Source organism: Eubacterium sp. F2 (assembly GCF_046244355.1).
GTDB lineage: Bacteria > Bacillota > Clostridia > Peptostreptococcales > Anaerovoracaceae > Aminicella.
The window spans coordinates 516,073-532,658 of record NZ_CP176393.1; the positions used below are offsets into that span (position 1 = coordinate 516,073).

Below are 16,586 nucleotides of genomic sequence, written 5' to 3' on the forward strand. Positions count from 1 at the left end.
CCGGTATTTCCTGGCTATTTCCATTTTGTCTTCACACGATTCAGGTACGAACGGCCTGTATCTGGCATTTCGTGTGTGCCCAGAATCTCCGAAAGGACATGGTGCATCTCCGCGCCCGCTCTTGTAAAGCTTCCGGTACAAGTAGCACAGCAGGTATCGATTCCGCCTTCATACCCGGAAAATGAGCCGGCCATTTCCTTTGCAAGCTCCGGTTCGCACTTTCCGCCGGACCCGCCCATGCCGCAGCACTGCGGTTCGTCTTCAATCAGGATTTCGCCTTTCACAAACTTTTCAATCGACTGCACCCAGGCATGGAATTCCCGGTCCGGGCAGGGCACAAAGAAATGAAGATCCCGCTCTATCGCTTTCCCGATACCGAGCTCCAGAAGTTTATCGTAGATGCTGGTCACCTTCAGCGGAATCAGCGGGGTCAGGTGATAGAAACAGTTCGGACAAGCTGTGACGATCTCATCGATTCCTGCACTCTGCAGCTGATCGGTGATTTCTTTTGCGATTCTGCACGCGTCTGCTTCCAGTCCCAGTTCTGCAACCGGCTTTCCGCAGCAGTCATAGGCCGTGCCGATTCCGGCTTTTTCCCTCAGTAAGTCCGAAAGGTATGCATTGGTCTTCGGAAACAGGGACGGGAAATTACAGCCCGGGAAATACACGGTATGCACGCTGCTGTCTTTTGGCGCAGCGTTTTTATAGTTCCTGTATTTATAGTGGTTCTTTTCCCAGAGCATCCCCCGGTAGTCTTTCCGGACTTTCTTTTCCTGCTCTTCTGCAAGTTCCTTCCGGAAATCCATAAAGATCTGCCGGCCGTCGATATTCACCGGACAGACACGGGTGCATCTTCCGCACAGAAAACAGTGATAGGCCAGCTCTTTCAGCTGCTCCTTATCGCCTATGATCAGGTTATATTTTGTCAGAAAACTGCAGCCGTTTCTGCACTTTCCACAGCGGATGCAGCCGGAAACATCGGTTGTTCTTTCTTTTTCTTTCATTTCTGCTTTCTCTCTTTCTCTTCAGGCTGTACATATTTTTTCTTTAATATCATGCCAACTGCAATAACAACGACAGCAATGGCCAGCGCGATTCCGATGTACAGCCAGCGGTTGTGCGCATCTGCCAGGCCTGCCGTTCCAATGGTGTACATGGCGGTGCCCGGAATCATGAACAGAAATGAACCCACAGAATACTCGATGAAGCCGATGTCTGTAATACCGTAGGCAAAATTCTGCAGATTGAACGGGAAGACCGGTACCAGCCGGGTGATCATAAGTACAAATATCTGATTATGTCCGGTTTCATCAAACAGCCATTTCTTCAGGAACTTGTTCTCCGACGCCTTCGGGCGGATGGAATCCTGCAGAAAATAACGACCGACAAGAAAGGAAATCATCGCTCCCAGTGTTGTCGCCACGCAACAGAGTACGGTTCCCATTACGGGGCCAAAAATCAGCCCGGCAAGGATCGCAAAGGTTACTCCCGGAAGTGCGAGCACAACGCAGCTCACGATTGTAATTCCGAAATAGATCAGCGCTGCCATGAGGAAATTTTCTTTTACCATAGACTTGAGAAAGTTCAGATTATCCGGATCACTCAGGTAATGCGACCAGCCGAATATATGGTTCAATACCAGAACCAGCACGATGATGCCGATGAATATCCAGATTTTCTTATTTTTCATATACACTCCTGTCTTTTCAATGCGTATAACTTACATCTATATCTGAGTCTTATCCACATGCCTGTCTTTCCAGATCTGAGGATAATAAAATCCCAGCTCTTCACAGGTATTCTATCATGCAGAAATTCGGCTATAAAATAGATAAAATCAATGCACGGTAAAAAAAGACAGCCTGAATTCTCTCCTGTGTAAAATAATGATGGTACAATAGAACCATACCGAAATGAAAGGAGATGCATTCTTATGCAGCTGTCCGTTATCGTCCCCGTTTACAACAACACGAGAACCATTCTGAGAACCCTGCGTTCTCTTGCCCGTCAGACCTTCCGCGACTTTGAAGTCATTCTGGTCGATTCGGAATCGACGGATGATACAGTAGATAAAATCAAAGAATTCATCGAAGCGCAGACAGAAAAGCGTCCGGTCTTCCGCCTTTTTTCCCATCCAAATGAAGGAATTTCCGCTTCAAGGAATAAAGGTCTGGACATGGCACAGGGTAAAATCATAGCCTTCTGCGATGCGGACGATGTCGTTCCTGCGGAAGCTTATGAACAGATGATGAGATACTGGTCTCTTTTCCCGGACTGTAAAATGACCGCCGGCCAGTACGACCGCAGAGACGGCTTCACCGTCTATAAAAACAAACGGAGCGTAAACATGACGCAGAAGCCGGTCATCCCGCGCAGCGACCGGAATTTTCTTCACGGTCAGACCCTTTGGAATAAATGGTTCTCCGCAGATATTATTGAACAGCAGCATCTCCGTTTCAAGCCTTTCCTTCACATGGAGGACAGCGTCTTTCTCTACGAATACCTGCAGTATGTGGACCAGATTGTTACCTGCCCGCACGTCGTCTACCACTATTACAAGCCTCTGCCGCTCGATGGCCGCACAGCTTCCCAGCAGAATCGCACAGAGAATCTGCACAGCGCCGTTCATGCCTATGAACGGATCGCGGAACTGACGAAGGACTGGGGAAAGGATTATCAGGCCGACCTGCTGCAGCGCATGATCTCGGCCGTTCTCATGGGCGACTACTACCGCAGATTCTGGGAACTGGACCATGAGACTGCAGAACTCGCATACCAGTACATTCTCAAGGCTATGCCAGAGCTGGACGAGCAGCGTCAGGAAGAAATTGTCCTGGATAATTCCGACCTCTTCATCGACGGCGTCCTCCGAAGCCCGGACGATTTCGTCCAGTCTCCGCTTCTGACGATTGCCGTATCGCCATTCTATACAAAAAGTCAGGCAAAGCGTCTGTTGAGCAACATCACCGGCCAGGTATTTCCTTGCTGCAGGATCATTTTGCCCTCTAAATTTCAGGGACTATCGCAGAACGCAAATATACGATATATTGACGAGGATTCCGAGCATGAATTTTTCCAGCAGGCCCTCGATGAAGCGGAATCTCCCTACATTGCCTTTCTCGACTTCCCGATTGTCTACGACATGCGCATCCTCCGGCAGCTGTACCGGCGCCTGGACCAGATGGAAAACGGCGACATCATCGACATGGCTTCTGCGCGCCCGGTGCTTCTGCGGAAGAGGAAGACCGTGGAGTCCGATGTGGTCAGCGTCGGCTACCGCCAGGAATATTTCCCGCTCGATGCCTTCTTCTCCAATAAGATGTTCCGCACCATTGCCCTGCAGGAGATCCACTTCCATTTCACCGGCAGCAATGCGAAAGACTGCGCCTTCCTTTACTCCATGCTGACCTGCCACCGTTTCCGCCAGCGTACCATTCCGGTCGACGTGAAGGAGGATGCGTTTATCCGCCGCGCCCTGCAGATCGAGGGACAAAAAGGACTGCCAAGGAACATCCTGACTCCATGCTCGCGCATCCTGCATGAGCAGCAGCGCCCGATGCCGAAGCCTCCGAAGAAGCCTTCTCTGAAGCACCGTGTTTTCAACGCGGTTGTTCCGTATTCGTTAAAAAAGGCATTTAAACATCACTAGATTTCATGTCCGAAATCATGCGGCGGATGCAGGCATCCATGGAATAGCTTCCGCAGAGATCCGGGAATTTCTTTTCCGCCGCTCTGCGCCAGTCTGCCGCGTGATCCAGGGCATTCCGAACAGCAGCGGCAAAATCCTCTTCACCATGATAAAACACAATCTTCCCCGGAATTTTCTCATATTCCGGGCTGTAGTCGCTGACGATCGGACAGCCGCAGGCCGATGCCTCGATCATCCGGTTATTCACCATTCCGGTCTCCCGCATCGCCTCATAGTGATCGTTCAGGATCACCGTCGAATTCCGGTAAAGTTCCGGAAGCTCTTCATAGGGCATCTGACCATGGAAATGCAGGTATTTCGTATCTGACGGATAGAATTTTTCCCAGCCGACGCCCCAGATATCCAGCGGGATATGGTATTTTTCACACCAGACAGCGCTGTTTCTCTTTTCTCCTCTGGTATTCCCGACAAAAACTAATCCGTATTTCTGCGGATTTTCATCATGCTGCGCCTGCGCTTCCTCCGCTACTCTGGCGTTCTCTGCTTCCGCCGCCTGTTTATTTTCCAGTTCATTCTCCGGGAATTCCTGTGCGGCATCTGCCGGATGAAACTTCCGCACATCTGCCCCGACGATCAGACTGCTGACCGGGACATGAACTTTTTTCTGCAGTTTCTCTGCCAGCAGATGGGAATCCACATAGATGTGGTCATACAGTTCATATTCCTCATCCGGCACCATGTTCGGATGACAGACCATCCACATCAGATAGCGGCACTTCTCGTTTCTGCGGTCCGGATGATAATCGTGCCGGCCGCGCATGACCAGGACGACATCGGCCTGCACCGGTTCATACCAGTCCTCATGGCACTCCATCACCACATAATAACCCATCCGTTCAATCACCGATTTCAGGGACATGCAGTAGGCATAGTCACCCCACTGGTATTTTTCCTTTGTGTCCGGCGCCGGACATTTGATCACCCAGATTTTCCGGCCGTGCGCAAGTCTCTGCACTTCCGCGTCCCGCAGCGCCCAGATATCCCGCCGCTGGAATTCCTTTTTTATGACGCGCTGAATCACTCTTTTATTATGCTTTTCCAGGCGGACAGCTTCATCCGCCTGCTCACTGAGTTTTTTCAGCCGCTCTATCCATCTGCTCAATCCCATGTACTGCTCCCTTTTTCGTCCAGACAGCAAGAATGGGGCCTGCGTTCTTCCGGCCGGATCACGGCCAGGCGCGCGGCCCCATTAAAATTATCTCTGAGCCGGAATTTCCCGTTTCCTGCATACTCTTTTTATGCCCGGATATCCGGCTCTTATTCACTCTGCTCAGCTTCTTACAGGCAGGGTTTGCTTCTATTTTCCGAGGTTGTCCCAGTATGCGGCAGTTCCTGCAGAATCCGTGTTGGACCAGCGATATGCAGATTCTGCATAGTTATATGTATGCTTGTAGCCCAGCTGCTGAAGAATCAGCTGCATGTAGCCGGAACGGATTCCGCCTGTGCAGTATGTGACGACATAATTATTCTTGCTGATACCCTTCTTCTCGAACATCTTGGTCAGCGCCGCATTGCTCTTCAGTGTGCCATCCTTATTAAACATGCTTGCGAACGGAATGTTCACAGCGCCCTGCAAATGGCCGCCCTTAGTCTCGCCGTAATCCTGCGCACCGTTGTATTCCTTTGCGGTACGGGAATCGATGATGGTGTACTTGCTGTAATTCTTCTTCAATTTTGCCGTGGTAATGTCATGAGAAGTCGTGTCCACCTTCTTGATGGTGACCTTCTTTGCCTTACGTGTCACGACGGATTTGGTAGTCTTCATGCCGGCCTTCTTCAGCGCGGAAACACCGCCGCTGACGATGTGGACATTCTTATATCCGCACTGGATCAGCTGCCATGCGACACGGCCGTCGTCACCCCAGCCGCCAGCTGCATACCCGTCGCTGATCAGGATAATCTTATCATTCACACCAAGTCCCAGCTTTCCGAGCGCCTTGCTCATGCCCTTTGCGGAAAGCGAGCGTGCAAAATTGGCTTCACCAGGCTTGGTGCCGTCTGTCATCGGGGTATGCGAAATCTGCTGCCATACCATAGTGGACGCACCTTTGATTGTGCCCGCCTTCTTAATTGTGTCTGCTCCGCGTGTGTCAACCAGCTTGACGTTCTTGCTCTTCAGCGCTTTCTTTGCCTGCGCGGCACTGTAGACGTACTTTCCGGTGAAGGTCTTGCTGCTTGTCTTGGATGCGGCAAAAGCTGACTGGCCAAGGCCGGTGAAGCAGAATGTCATGGACGCGACCAGAAAACCGACCGCGAACTTGCGAAGTTTTGTTGTTTTAACCATTGGAATCCTCCCTGTTTATGCTTATATTACATTGCAATAAGTGATTCATTTTATATATCCATACTGTTATATGAAGTATGCTGTATTTCACGCGCATGATATGCCGATTGATACGATGCGGCATGATTCGTGTTTCGATGCTTATTTCACCTTGGTCGTTGACACTTTGCCGACTCTGCACCATCTCCAGTAGGACTGGTCATAATTATAGGTATGTTTATATCCACTCATCTCCAGAACCAGCTGAATGTAGGCCGAACGAATACCGCCTGTGCAGTATGTGACGATCTTGTCGTTCTTGGAAATGCCGGCCTTCTTCATCACAGCGTTGATATCCTTCTTGGAGATCAGCGTGCCGTCTTCGCGGAAAAAGCCGGTGTACGGCATAAACACTGCTCCCGGAAGGTGTCCGCCCTTTGCTTCCTTGTATTTGGTCGCGCCGTTGTACTCCGCCTTGGTGCGGACATCGATGATCTTGTAATCCTTATAGTGCTTCTGCAGCTGTTCGGTTGTAATGGTATGGTTGTAATTGATTTTTGTAACCTTTACTTTGCCCGGCTTCGGCGTGGATGCGCCTTTCTGGGTCTTGACACCGGCATCCTTCAGGCCCTGGAATCCGCCGTTGACGATTCTGGCATTGGTAAATCCGGCCGCATTCAGTTCCCAGAGAACACGTCCGTCATCGCCCCAGCCGTCCAGAGTCAGACCGACCAGGTAGATCTTCTTATTCTTCGTCATGCCGAGCTTGCTGAGTCTTGCGGACAGATCCGAAGCGGACGGAATCTTTCCCCAGTTCTTGTCTCCGGCTTTTCCGTACTGGCTTCCACAGGTGCAGAGCTCCTGCCAGGTTGTGGCGATCGCTCCTTTTACAGTTCCCTTCTTCGCCTCATCCGCTCCGCGGCAGTCGACAAAAAGCACATTCTTCTTTCCGACCTGTTTTACCGCATATTTAGCGGAAACGATATATTTACCGGTAAAGGTCTTCTTCGATTTCAGCTGATCCGATGATTTTCCCTTCGCGCCGCAGCCCGTAAAAACAAGCGCCGTGGTCACGATCAGGCAGATCGCCAAAACGGATTTCCACCTTTTTTTCATATTCATTTTTCCTCTCCATGAACATTGCATCTGTGCGATTGCTGCAAAGAAACTCCCGCGATACCTGCTGCCCGGATTGTTGTGAAATTATTCCAAAACCCATTCCACAATTCTCAGCAAGTTTCTCCGCATCTTCGCCGTGCAGCCTCTTGACGCTCCAGTGTGTTAAGACACTGAAATTGTATTTTTCTTTCTATTTATCATTATCCAACGAAACCGGATGTATCGCCAATAGAATCTATCTATACAACACGGGCAGCTGCACGGTATCCGATGTACCGGTTCCTGATTCCGTGCAGCTGCTCGCTTTCTACTTATTCAGTCATGATCTGTTTTACAATTTCCGCCGCTTCCGTCAGTTCCTGAACCGTCGTGTACTCAGACGTCGTATGCACATTATGCATCGCGCCGGAAATGCACAGCCCCTCTATACCATTTCTGCGCAGCACGTTCACATCACTGCCGCCAAAAGTCTTTACCGGGAATACGGAATACCCCAGCGTTTCCGCTGCCCGTTTATAACGCCGCAATGCCGGATCATCCTCTTCCACATGATACGCTTTCAGATGAACCGTTTTTTCTGCCGATACGGACGCGCCCATGGCTTCTGCCTCTTCATGGAAAATCCGTACTGCGTCCTCATACATCTTCAGCGCCTCTTCATGCACGGTGCAGCGGAGTTCCCCGCGGATTTCCACCTGTTCAGGAATAATGTTCGTACCTTTTCCGCCCTGAATCATGCCGATATTAAAGGTAGAGTGATCATTGATCCTGCCCTGCGGAATCCTGGCAATCGCTCTAGATGCCGCTGTGATGGCACTGATGCCGTCTTCCGGATCAAATCCGGCGTGTGACGCTTTACCTCGCACTTGAACGGTAAAGGAAATCAGCGTCGGTTCCTGCACGGAATATCCTCCGGTTTCATCGCTCAGATCCAGCGCAAAGGCCTCTTTTGCCTTAAACACGGAAAGATCCATTGCGGAAGTACCGACCGTGTAGGCTTCTTCCGCAGCCGCAAATAAAAACTCCAGTTCCGGATGCTCTGCGTTTTCTTCCTGCAGTTCCTGGATGACTTCTAACATGACCGCCAGCGCCGCCTGATCATCTGCACCCAGCACAGTTGTGCCGTCGCTGGTGATTCTGCCGTCCTCGTGCAGGATGGCCTTGCGGGAACGTGCCGGTTCCACGGTGTCCATGTGCGCCAGGAAGAGAAGCGGCGCGGCTTCCTCCTTGCGCGTTCCTTTTGCCGGAAGACAGCCGTAGATATTCCCGGAATTTCCACCGATTCTCTCTGCACTGTCATCCTCGTGAACCACCACAGCCAGCCTCTTCAGCTCCCGCTGCAGGTAATCTGCCATCTCCCTCTCCTGAAAAGACGGCGAATCGATTTCTGTCAGTTCGATAAAACGTTTCACCAGTCGCTGCTGGTTAATCTCTTTCATAGTCCTCTTATTCCCTTTCTGGTAAAAAACTTCCATTCTCGCCCCGATGCGGCCTCTGCGCATCCGCATGCATTCTATTGCAGCACGATTCGGGGAATCCATCATTTTCTGCACAACACCGAATCGGATATCGCGGTCTTCTGCTATTCATCCAGATCCGGATCTTCCTCCTGATCTCTGTAAAACCACAGATACTCATTGTATTTCCGGTTGTAGTGCTCATTGATAATCTTCTCCTGCCAGCGGTCCCGGTCGCTTAAAATCGCCAGCATCTCATCCGCGATCTCCTCTTCACTCCCCGGACTGGCCGCCCGCAGATAGGCCAGCATCCGGTTCATCGTCAGCTCTGTGCCAAGGCTGTCCGCAATGACCGCGCCGAATTCCCCGGGACAGCCCAGCTTCTCCACCGCTTCGATCACTTCCTGCTTCAGTTTTTCCCGCCTGTTCATCACAGTATCCTCCTGTCCTCAATCCCAATCAGACGTATCCCTATTATATACATTCATCGTCATCCCATCTACTCTGTATTTAATTTTTCTATATTTACCGATATCTGTATTTTTCTTCCGTCAGACCGCTATAATAAATCTATGAGACGCGTGAAAAATTACACATTTCACACAAAACCAGTATGAATTAAAGGAGGAACAAGATGAAACTCACATCCACATTCACGAAGCGCGCGCTTACCGTCGCGCTCTCCGCAGGCATGATCCTGGCTTATGCAGGCATGACCAGCAATTCTTACGCGGCAAAAGCCAAAAGCAAGGCGAAAACCGTAAAGCCGACAAAAATCACTCTGAAGACGAACTACACCACCATCGACGTAAAAGCCGCTGCAAAACTGTCCGTCAAGAGCATCAAGCCGGCAAAAGCTTCCAAAAAGCTGACTTACAAGTCCAGCAACACCAAGGTTGCAGCCGTTTCCAAGAGCGGCATTGTAACCGGTAAGAAAAACGGTACTGTCAAGATCACCGCAACATCTGCAGTAAACAAGAAAGTCAAAGCTTCCATCAAGATCAAGGTTAAAGATGTAAAGCCGACAGCCATCACACTGGACCAGCAGTTCCTTTCCTTCAAGGGAACAGCCAAGCTGGGATACTCCATCGGCAAGGGCGTTTATGACAAGGGCGAGACATGGACATCTGCAGACCCGACAGTCGCAACGGTCGACGCCAAAGGTGTCATAACTGCAGTGAAAGACGGAAAGACCACAATCACCGTCAAGAACAATGAGACTGGTCTCACCGCATCCTGCACCGTTACAACCGGCATGAACGGAATCCGTGCAGAAGAAGTGAAGTCCATTGCTGACAATAAAACTTCCGGCTGGAAACTCATCGACGTCAGAGCAGCAGCAGATTATGCAAAAGGTCATGCTGATGGCGCAGTTAACGCCGATATGGACGCTTATGTAAAATCCGACTCCGCGCACGATCAGGCACTTGCTGCAATCCAGACAGCCATCAAGGGCGACCCGGCAGGAACCAAATACGTCGTTCTCTGCTACTCCGGAAATGCATATGCAAGAAAGGGATACGCACTCCTCAAAGAAGCAGGTGTCAGTGAATCCAACATCTACAACCTGGCAGGCGGATACATCGCACTGAATGCGCTGACCGCAGCAAAATAATCTGAACGCACGGCATTGAGGAAACAGCCTTCTCGCGGGAAGACCGGCCAGCAGGTACAGGTCGTTTGCCGATGATTAATCGAAAAACAGCGCACTGGGTCAGCTCCCCGCAAGTGGCAGCCGGCAGTTCACACATGCTGTCAGATTGCGCATAATTAAAGCATTGAAAAGATGAAGCCGGTGCCGGAGCTGCAGACGCAGCTTCCGGCACCGGCCTTTCATTGTCACCTTGGGCGGGTTATTTTTGTCTGATAATTCGACATCCGTGAAACCATGGGTCTGCAGAGAATATATTAATCGATCATCTGTATATTTACCCGAAGAAACGCATCAGGCCGTTATACAGATACGGATAGGTCTGCATGTAGCTGTGGGTGTGTCCCTGCCAGGAGCAGAAGGTGATGTTTCCCTTGCTGAAATCAGATGTCGGATCCACCCAGGTAAAGCCGGACTGCTTGCTGAGATCTTTTGCCTGCATCTCGGTGCCCTGGTTCATCATGTCCGCGCCTCCTGTCGCCGCGAACACGTAGACCTTCTTTCCGGCCGCCTTCTTCTTCACGCCGGAAGCGATTTCTTTTGCGCTGCTCTGGCTCTGCACCTGCTCGTAGCCGCCGGAACTTCCATAGTAGTACATCGGCATGCTCATCGGCAGATAATACTGGAAGACGTCGGCATAATTTTTCAGCGCGCGCCAGGTTGCGCAGCCGCCCATGGAGAATCCGCCGATTGCCCGGTGTGCTCTGGATGCTGTCAGACCCTCTTCACTCGTGGATGACGCGTAGGTGGAATACTTTGACTCTACGTACGGCGCCAGATTCTGCACGATTTCCTTGCTCACGGTGTCCAGCTGTCCATAGTAATAATTGCCGTAGACCGAGTTATATTCCACACCAACGACGATGGTCGGCTTGATCTTTCCGTCCGCGATCATGTGGTCCAGAATGTTCTTAAACGGCCGCGGGCCTGTGGTCCAGCCGAGATAGGTATGATAAGTGCCGCCGTAGCCGTGCATCAAATAGAAAACATTATACTTCTTTGATGACGTGTAGCCCGCCGGAAGGTAAACCAGCGCCGGACGCTTATAGGTCACGCCGTTGATTTTTACCGTGTAGGTAATCTCATGCAGACTGCCCTGCTGCTTCGCCGGCGCAGTGTTTTCATAGGATGCAGGCATCGTCTTGATGCCGGACACCGCCGGAGGCTCCGCAGATTCTGTCTTTGCCGCAGTCTCATTACTGCCGCCTTTCTTCACGGTTTCCGACTGCGTCTTCTGTGATTTCCCTGTGGACGCCGCCTTATTCTTTCCGGACAAATTTCCCCCGCCAAGGAAGTGGACGCACAGTGCTGCAATCAGAATGACCAGCAGCGCCACGAATACGTAAAATCTCTTGTGAATCCTGTATCTTTTCTTTTTCATCGCTTACCCTCTTATTATCTTCTATCTTCTTTATCTGCTGTTTTTCGCTGCAGTTTACACAGATCGCAGAAACACACTGCCTGTCTCCGGCTTGTAATCTCTCTGATCAGGAAACTCCGTCCTGTGAAAAACTGCCGGGCAGCACCACCCGGACCTTTTCAGCTTGTGCATTGATTTTTGTCTGCAGAAAGATCAGCCCAGCGCCACGTCCATGGCCATCATCATGGTAAACCCGACGGCAAACATAATGACACCTACGTTGCTGTGCTCGCCCTGCGACATCTCCGGCACCAGCTCTTCCACCACGACGTAGACCATCGCGCCGGCCGCAAAACCCAGAAGATACGGCAGAACCGGGATCATCAGCTCGGACAGCGCGATGGTGATCAGCGCCCCGACCGGTTCCACAACTCCGGACAGAAAGCCGCCGAGAAACGATTTTCCCTTTCCCATGCCTTCAGAATGCAGCGGCATGGAAATGATGGCTCCTTCAGGAAAATTCTGGATCGCGATGCCCAGGGACAGGGCCAGCGCGCCTCCGGCAGTCAGTCCGGCGTTTCCGCCCAGCCATCCTGCGATGACCACGCCGACGGCCATTCCCTCCGGAATATTATGCAGGGTGACGGCCAGAACCATCATCGCCGTCTTGGTCAGGCGGCTTTTGGCCCCGGACGGCCCCTCGGCCTCCTCGCTGTTCAGATGGAGATGCGGAATCACGTGGTCCAGCAGAAGCAGGAACAGTGTGCCGATCCAGAACCCGGCGAATGCAGGGAAAAACGCCAGCTTTCCCATGGCACGGCTCTGCTCCATGGACGGAACCAGAAGGCTCCAGATCGCAGCCGCCGTCATGACGCCGGCTGCGAATCCCTGCAGGATCCGCTCTACTTTCTGACTTAACTGATTTCTCATAAAGAATACGCATCCTGCTCCCAGAGTCGTTCCCATAAACGGTATCAGGACGCCGTAAACTGCCTGTATGTTCATGCTCCCTCCATTGTAACGCATTTTTACGGTGATGTTCAGAGGATGTAAAAGGATCCGGAAATTTTCTTACTTCTGCGCAGTCTGCAGATTTTCTGCCTCCGCTTCATGGATCATCCGCTCTTATACCTCTTACCTTTATCTTATCATCTTACTCCAAAGATAGAAATGCAATAAGCAAGGTCAGCTTAATTTCCTTTTTACCAGGAATGTACTGCCCCTTGATTCATTATGCATACCTTTTTAAAGAGCAATCAGTCGGGCGAATCTTCCCCCAGCTGGAGCTCTTCATCAATAACGGATACATAGCAACAGAGTTTCCCGCTAAAAACGGCCGGACCATGCTCAGCACAGTCCGGCCGCCGGATCAGTCTGCAGAGACGCAGACGAAATGGAAAGCCATTCTCTTAACTTGTTCGGATTGTCTCCGGAAAAACCGTTTACTGACGGTCCTCGGAAGTCCGGTCATCACGGCGTTTTTTCTTCAGTGCCAGAACGCCAGCCAGTCCGCAGGCCGAGGTGAGCAGGAGCGCGATCATCACAGCCAAGTCAGTCTGGTCTCCGGTGCGGACGAGGGAACCGGAAGCGTTTCCGGAAGAGTCCGCGGATCCTGACGGATTGGTCTTTGCCAGACTGTTTTTCAGCGTCTTGGTATTGGCCGGCTGAACCTGACTATTCGTCTTGCTCGACGTGGAACCGTTGGTCTTACTTCCTCCGGAAGAATTCTTGCCGGAAGAGTTGTTCGTGCTCCCGTTCGTCTTATTTCCGCCGCTGTTTTCCTCTTTGCCGCCGTTTTCTTCCTTCGGCTTGGTGTAATGGTTGCTGATCTCCACGATGCCGGAGGAGTTTCCGCCGGAAATCGATGCTGTCAGCTTGTGATCGGCACTTTCGGTTACTGTCACCGTCACCGGGTGCTGGGTTTCATCATAGGTGAAATTCTTATCACTGCCTTTGCTTTCCGTGACAATGTAATGATAGGTTCCAGCCTTCTCGTACTGGATCGTTCCAAAGGACGCCGGGTTCTCACTGCTGACGGTGATGCTCTTCACCCCGTTTACCGTGCCGTCTGGCATCGGCGCATTATCCTTTGCCTGCAGGTTCATCGTAAACGATGCGCCTTCCGGCCAGTTTCCGTCGTTGCCGATGATGAGCTTCTGGACGCGAAGGTCGGCGGAAGCAGGGGTGACAGTTACTGACGGGACGTCTGGAACTACCGGTGGATTATCCGGATATGTGTTCGTGATTGTCATTGCTGAAGATCCACCTTTTGAAATTGTAATCTCCTGCGTTTCTTTACTTCCGACAATATACTTGGTCGTAACTTTGTCAGAAATTCCTTTTTCCTGAACCGTGTAAGTTCCGACAGGAATGCCCTCAATCTTACAGGATCCATCCGTAAAATCTTTATACGGAACGGTTACAAAAGTCTTTCCGCTGCCGTCCTTAATGTCAAAAGACAGGTTCTCTTTCTCGCTGTCCGTAAGCGAAGCAGCTCCTGCACCATCGAAGATTTTATTTAACGTCAGTGTTCTCGTATCAGAGGCTGGTTTATCTGTATTTGTCTTCGTATTTTGTATAACCACATTCACAGGTTGGTTGTCATTTTGAGCATAGTCTGTTACCGTACCATCTGCATTTGCGGACATCACTGTGTACCCTTTTTGCGAATCCGCATCCTCTGATACTGTGTATTCAAGCCCTGAAGGCAGATTCTCGATAGTCTTTGTGTTACCCGCGTTCAATTCAATTGATGCAGTAGAATTTCCTGTTTCCTTATTGTATGTAAATTCAGTTCCGTAATTTCCTTCAACGTCTGCGTTTTTAAGTGTAATGTTGATCTTAAAGGTTTTATTTGAATCCGATTCACCCTCGACTTTCTTTGTAATGGTTAAACCGCCAGCCTTACTACCGATGGATAACTCTGTAGAAATTGTATCTTTCCCAATCTCAACACCGATCATATTTTGATAATGTGTTGTTGTCCCATTCTTTATGATGTCCGGATTACCACTCGGAGAAAAAAAAGCTAAAGACTTAATCCATCGTATTTCAGAAGATGTAGCTTTCACTTGAACGTTTTCCGGTTTGGTATCTGATTCAAGAATAAACTCCTGATCCGAAGTCACCTGATTAATATTACCTAATGGTTTAACGTCATCATTAGAACAACTTATGGTATATGTCAACCCTGTATACGGGCCACTTTCATCAATCTTTAATTTTCCACTATACCATTTCCCATTTTTATACTTAAACGATGGATCCGAACCATCAGCGCTCACGAGCTTGATAGAATTCGAAAGTGGTTGTTGAGTGCCTAATGATTCAGATTTTTTTGATGCCTCATAGATATTATTAGCAAGAGGTGAAGAAAGCGTACTTATATCGTTATCATTTACATTGTAGTCGGCCATCAATTTCCAAACAGCAGAATTTGTTGCCGTAACTGCGTCACTGACAGAAACCTCTCTAGATGGATAGGCTTGTGGATAACTCCTCAAATCTGCGCCAAGAGTTAATAAGGATACTAATTTATAAAATGGCATCGATGTAATTTCAGCTGTTGTTAAACCCTTTTTATTTTCCACACCTAGCTGAACATCAGTTAGAAAATGTTGAATATGGGTAAATTCATCTGTACCTTTCTTTAAATTCTCATAGGTAAATATATGATCCCCAATGCTATCTGGAAACGCTTCTCGTAAAATTGTAGGAGCATTTAGCATATTGTTACATTGTTCTTCTGTCAATAATTGAGTGTTCGATTCATTACTGATGTTATATAAGTTCAACCCATTAATTGGGTATCCCGCATAAAGAATCGCAGCTAATTCCTGCTTAAATTCATCGCTATGGGCTTTATAATGTCGATATGCATTATCATTATTACTAAAATCGGTGGAATCCAAATCGCTACGTTTATAATATGTTGGCACGTTTCCACTGACGCCTATTTCTTCATGTGGCCACACCAACTTATTATTCATACAATACAAAATCATTCCCGCTTTTGGAATAGAATGCATGCCTGTATTCGGATCGAAGATTACGGTATAATTTCCTTCAGCATTTGAAGATGCCCCTCCATTTGAGGTTGATTCCTCTCCTGTATCCGACGCCTTATTATCTGCAGCCCCCGTACTACTTTGCACCTGCGTACCACTGTCTGTACCCGGAACTAAACTGTTGCCAGATACCGGTGATTTATTCGTCTCGGTTGAAGGCGATCCATCGCCTTCTGTTCCATTGGAAGTTGTACTGCCGGTCTGAGTTTCCGTTCCTGTCCCGGAAGGAGATGTCACCGTCAGCGTACTGCCGCCACTGCTGTCCCCTCCCTCCCCAAACGACCAGAACGCCGTCATAGCCGAGAAAATCATCGCTAAACTCAGCACGATGACTAGCGGCCGGTTCTTTCTATTTCGTGAATGTTTTCCTCTCATCCATTAATCTCCTTTTCTCTGATGTGATAAAAATAACATATATCCCTCTGAATTACGACAATTATATATCATACAACTAGGAAATGTAAATCAAAATATTTTCATCAGAGCAGATCGTTACGATGAAACGATATCGTTTTATTCTTAATATTCAATTAATTCATCTCTGCTTTTCTGTGCATCTCTATCTGTTTTTATACGAACATCTGAACATTTGCTGAACAGGATTGACACGATCGGATACACCATGTCCCATAATCAGATCAAGCGAATGCGTCCTGCAGAAGAAAGCACAGTCTTCATACGGCAATCATTACTTTGGAATAACGAACCAATAAAACAAGCATCGTGAAAAGCGGCATCCCCCTGAATTGAGGTGACCCAAAATCTCTCCAGGGGATGCCGCTTTTTACGACTCTGTGCGGAATCCATACGGTATCGACGAGTACCGTTTTCTCTTCTTCGATCAGATACGCATTCTGGCTGGATCCATTCAGAATCGAATAGTTGTTATGTCATAATCATTCTTGTACAAAAGCTCTGGAATAAAAATGTACATTTGGTATCATTGACATCGTCTGAAAG

12 protein-coding genes are annotated in these 16,586 nt (G+C 49.4%); 2 read left to right on the forward strand and 10 right to left on the reverse strand.

Annotated elements, in window-relative coordinates:
• Window positions 1–14 precede the first annotated feature (14 nt).
• Together ACI77B_RS02030 and ACI77B_RS02035 are read right to left on the reverse strand one after the other, a co-directional pair.
• Complete coding sequence (locus ACI77B_RS02030) at window positions 15–1,004, reverse strand: (Fe-S)-binding protein (protein ID WP_409337142.1); 990 nt, start codon at window positions 1,002–1,004, stop codon at window positions 15–17.
• Window positions 1,001–1,690 (reverse strand): TVP38/TMEM64 family protein, encoded by a 690-nt coding sequence (locus ACI77B_RS02035; protein ID WP_409337143.1) that lies wholly within the window; start codon window positions 1,688–1,690, stop codon window positions 1,001–1,003. Before ACI77B_RS02035 ends, ACI77B_RS02030 begins: the two co-directional genes overlap by 4 nt.
• A gap of 243 nt (window positions 1,691–1,933) precedes the next feature.
• On the opposite strand from ACI77B_RS02035, the gene ACI77B_RS02040 reads away from it, so the two are divergent.
• Window positions 1,934–3,649: a glycosyltransferase family 2 protein gene (locus ACI77B_RS02040; RefSeq protein WP_409337144.1), complete on the forward strand. Its 1,716-nt coding sequence runs from the start codon at window positions 1,934–1,936 to the stop codon at window positions 3,647–3,649.
• Here the strand turns inward: ACI77B_RS02040 and ACI77B_RS02045 are convergent.
• From ACI77B_RS02045 to ACI77B_RS02065, 5 genes are all read right to left on the reverse strand, one after another.
• Window positions 3,636–4,817: a glycosyltransferase family protein gene (locus ACI77B_RS02045; protein ID WP_409337145.1), complete on the reverse strand. Its 1,182-nt coding sequence runs from the start codon at window positions 4,815–4,817 to the stop codon at window positions 3,636–3,638. The two genes, ACI77B_RS02040 and ACI77B_RS02045, sit on opposite strands and share 14 nt — an antisense overlap.
• A gap of 189 nt (window positions 4,818–5,006) precedes the next feature.
• Window positions 5,007–5,993 carry a sulfurtransferase gene (locus ACI77B_RS02050; RefSeq protein WP_409337146.1) on the reverse strand — a complete coding sequence of 329 codons (987 nt, stop codon included), beginning with the start codon at window positions 5,991–5,993 and terminating at the stop codon, window positions 5,007–5,009.
• Window positions 5,994–6,134: 141 nt separating this feature from the next.
• The gene (locus tag ACI77B_RS02055) at window positions 6,135–7,094 is read right to left on the reverse strand and encodes a sulfurtransferase (RefSeq protein WP_409337147.1); all 960 of its coding nucleotides are present in this window, start codon (window positions 7,092–7,094) and stop codon (window positions 6,135–6,137) included.
• A gap of 308 nt (window positions 7,095–7,402) precedes the next feature.
• Complete coding sequence (locus tag ACI77B_RS02060) at window positions 7,403–8,530, reverse strand: M20/M25/M40 family metallo-hydrolase (protein WP_409337148.1); 1,128 nt, start codon at window positions 8,528–8,530, stop codon at window positions 7,403–7,405.
• Window positions 8,531–8,673: 143 nt separating this feature from the next.
• Window positions 8,674–8,979 (reverse strand): hypothetical protein, encoded by a 306-nt coding sequence (locus ACI77B_RS02065; RefSeq protein WP_409337149.1) that lies wholly within the window; start codon window positions 8,977–8,979, stop codon window positions 8,674–8,676.
• 203 nt (window positions 8,980–9,182) lie between these two features.
• On the opposite strand from ACI77B_RS02065, the gene ACI77B_RS02070 reads away from it, so the two are divergent.
• The gene (locus ACI77B_RS02070) at window positions 9,183–10,163 is read left to right on the forward strand and encodes an Ig-like domain-containing protein (RefSeq protein ID WP_409337150.1); all 981 of its coding nucleotides are present in this window, start codon (window positions 9,183–9,185) and stop codon (window positions 10,161–10,163) included.
• A gap of 313 nt (window positions 10,164–10,476) precedes the next feature.
• On the opposite strand, the gene ACI77B_RS02075 is transcribed toward ACI77B_RS02070, so the two are convergent.
• The 3 genes from ACI77B_RS02075 to ACI77B_RS02085 all read right to left on the reverse strand — a co-directional run bounded on the left by ACI77B_RS02075 (window position 10,477) and on the right by ACI77B_RS02085 (window position 16,001).
• Entirely contained in the window at window positions 10,477–11,580 is a 1,104-nt protein-coding gene (locus ACI77B_RS02075; RefSeq protein ID WP_409337151.1) for an alpha/beta hydrolase, read from the reverse strand.
• Between the two features lie 192 nt (window positions 11,581–11,772).
• Window positions 11,773–12,564, reverse strand: a complete 792-nt coding sequence (locus ACI77B_RS02080) for a ZIP family metal transporter (RefSeq protein WP_409337152.1) — start codon at window positions 12,562–12,564, stop codon at window positions 11,773–11,775.
• Window positions 12,565–13,001: 437 nt separating this feature from the next.
• On the reverse strand, window positions 13,002–16,001 hold the full coding sequence (locus tag ACI77B_RS02085; RefSeq protein ID WP_409337153.1) for a Spy0128 family protein: 3,000 nt from the start codon (window positions 15,999–16,001) through the stop codon (window positions 13,002–13,004).
• Between the last annotated feature and the right edge of the window lie 585 nt (window positions 16,002–16,586).

Coding starts and splice junctions, on each gene's coding strand:
- ACI77B_RS02080 (WP_409337152.1), bottom strand. CDS start 12,564: ATGAACATACAGGCAGTTTACGGCGTCCTGATACCGTTTATGGGAACG.
- ACI77B_RS02065 (WP_409337149.1), bottom strand. CDS start 8,979: ATGAACAGGCGGGAAAAACTGAAGCAGGAAGTGATCGAAGCGGTGGAG.
- ACI77B_RS02030 (WP_409337142.1), bottom strand. CDS start 1,004: ATGAAAGAAAAAGAAAGAACAACCGATGTTTCCGGCTGCATCCGCTGT.
- ACI77B_RS02040 (WP_409337144.1), top strand. CDS start 1,934: ATGCAGCTGTCCGTTATCGTCCCCGTTTACAACAACACGAGAACCATT.
- ACI77B_RS02075 (WP_409337151.1), bottom strand. CDS start 11,580: ATGAAAAAGAAAAGATACAGGATTCACAAGAGATTTTACGTATTCGTG.
- ACI77B_RS02070 (WP_409337150.1), top strand. CDS start 9,183: ATGAAACTCACATCCACATTCACGAAGCGCGCGCTTACCGTCGCGCTC.
- ACI77B_RS02050 (WP_409337146.1), bottom strand. CDS start 5,993: ATGGTTAAAACAACAAAACTTCGCAAGTTCGCGGTCGGTTTTCTGGTC.
- ACI77B_RS02035 (WP_409337143.1), bottom strand. CDS start 1,690: ATGAAAAATAAGAAAATCTGGATATTCATCGGCATCATCGTGCTGGTT.
- ACI77B_RS02060 (WP_409337148.1), bottom strand. CDS start 8,530: ATGAAAGAGATTAACCAGCAGCGACTGGTGAAACGTTTTATCGAACTG.
- ACI77B_RS02055 (WP_409337147.1), bottom strand. CDS start 7,094: ATGAATATGAAAAAAAGGTGGAAATCCGTTTTGGCGATCTGCCTGATC.
- ACI77B_RS02045 (WP_409337145.1), bottom strand. CDS start 4,817: ATGGGATTGAGCAGATGGATAGAGCGGCTGAAAAAACTCAGTGAGCAG.
- ACI77B_RS02085 (WP_409337153.1), bottom strand. CDS start 16,001: ATGAGAGGAAAACATTCACGAAATAGAAAGAACCGGCCGCTAGTCATC.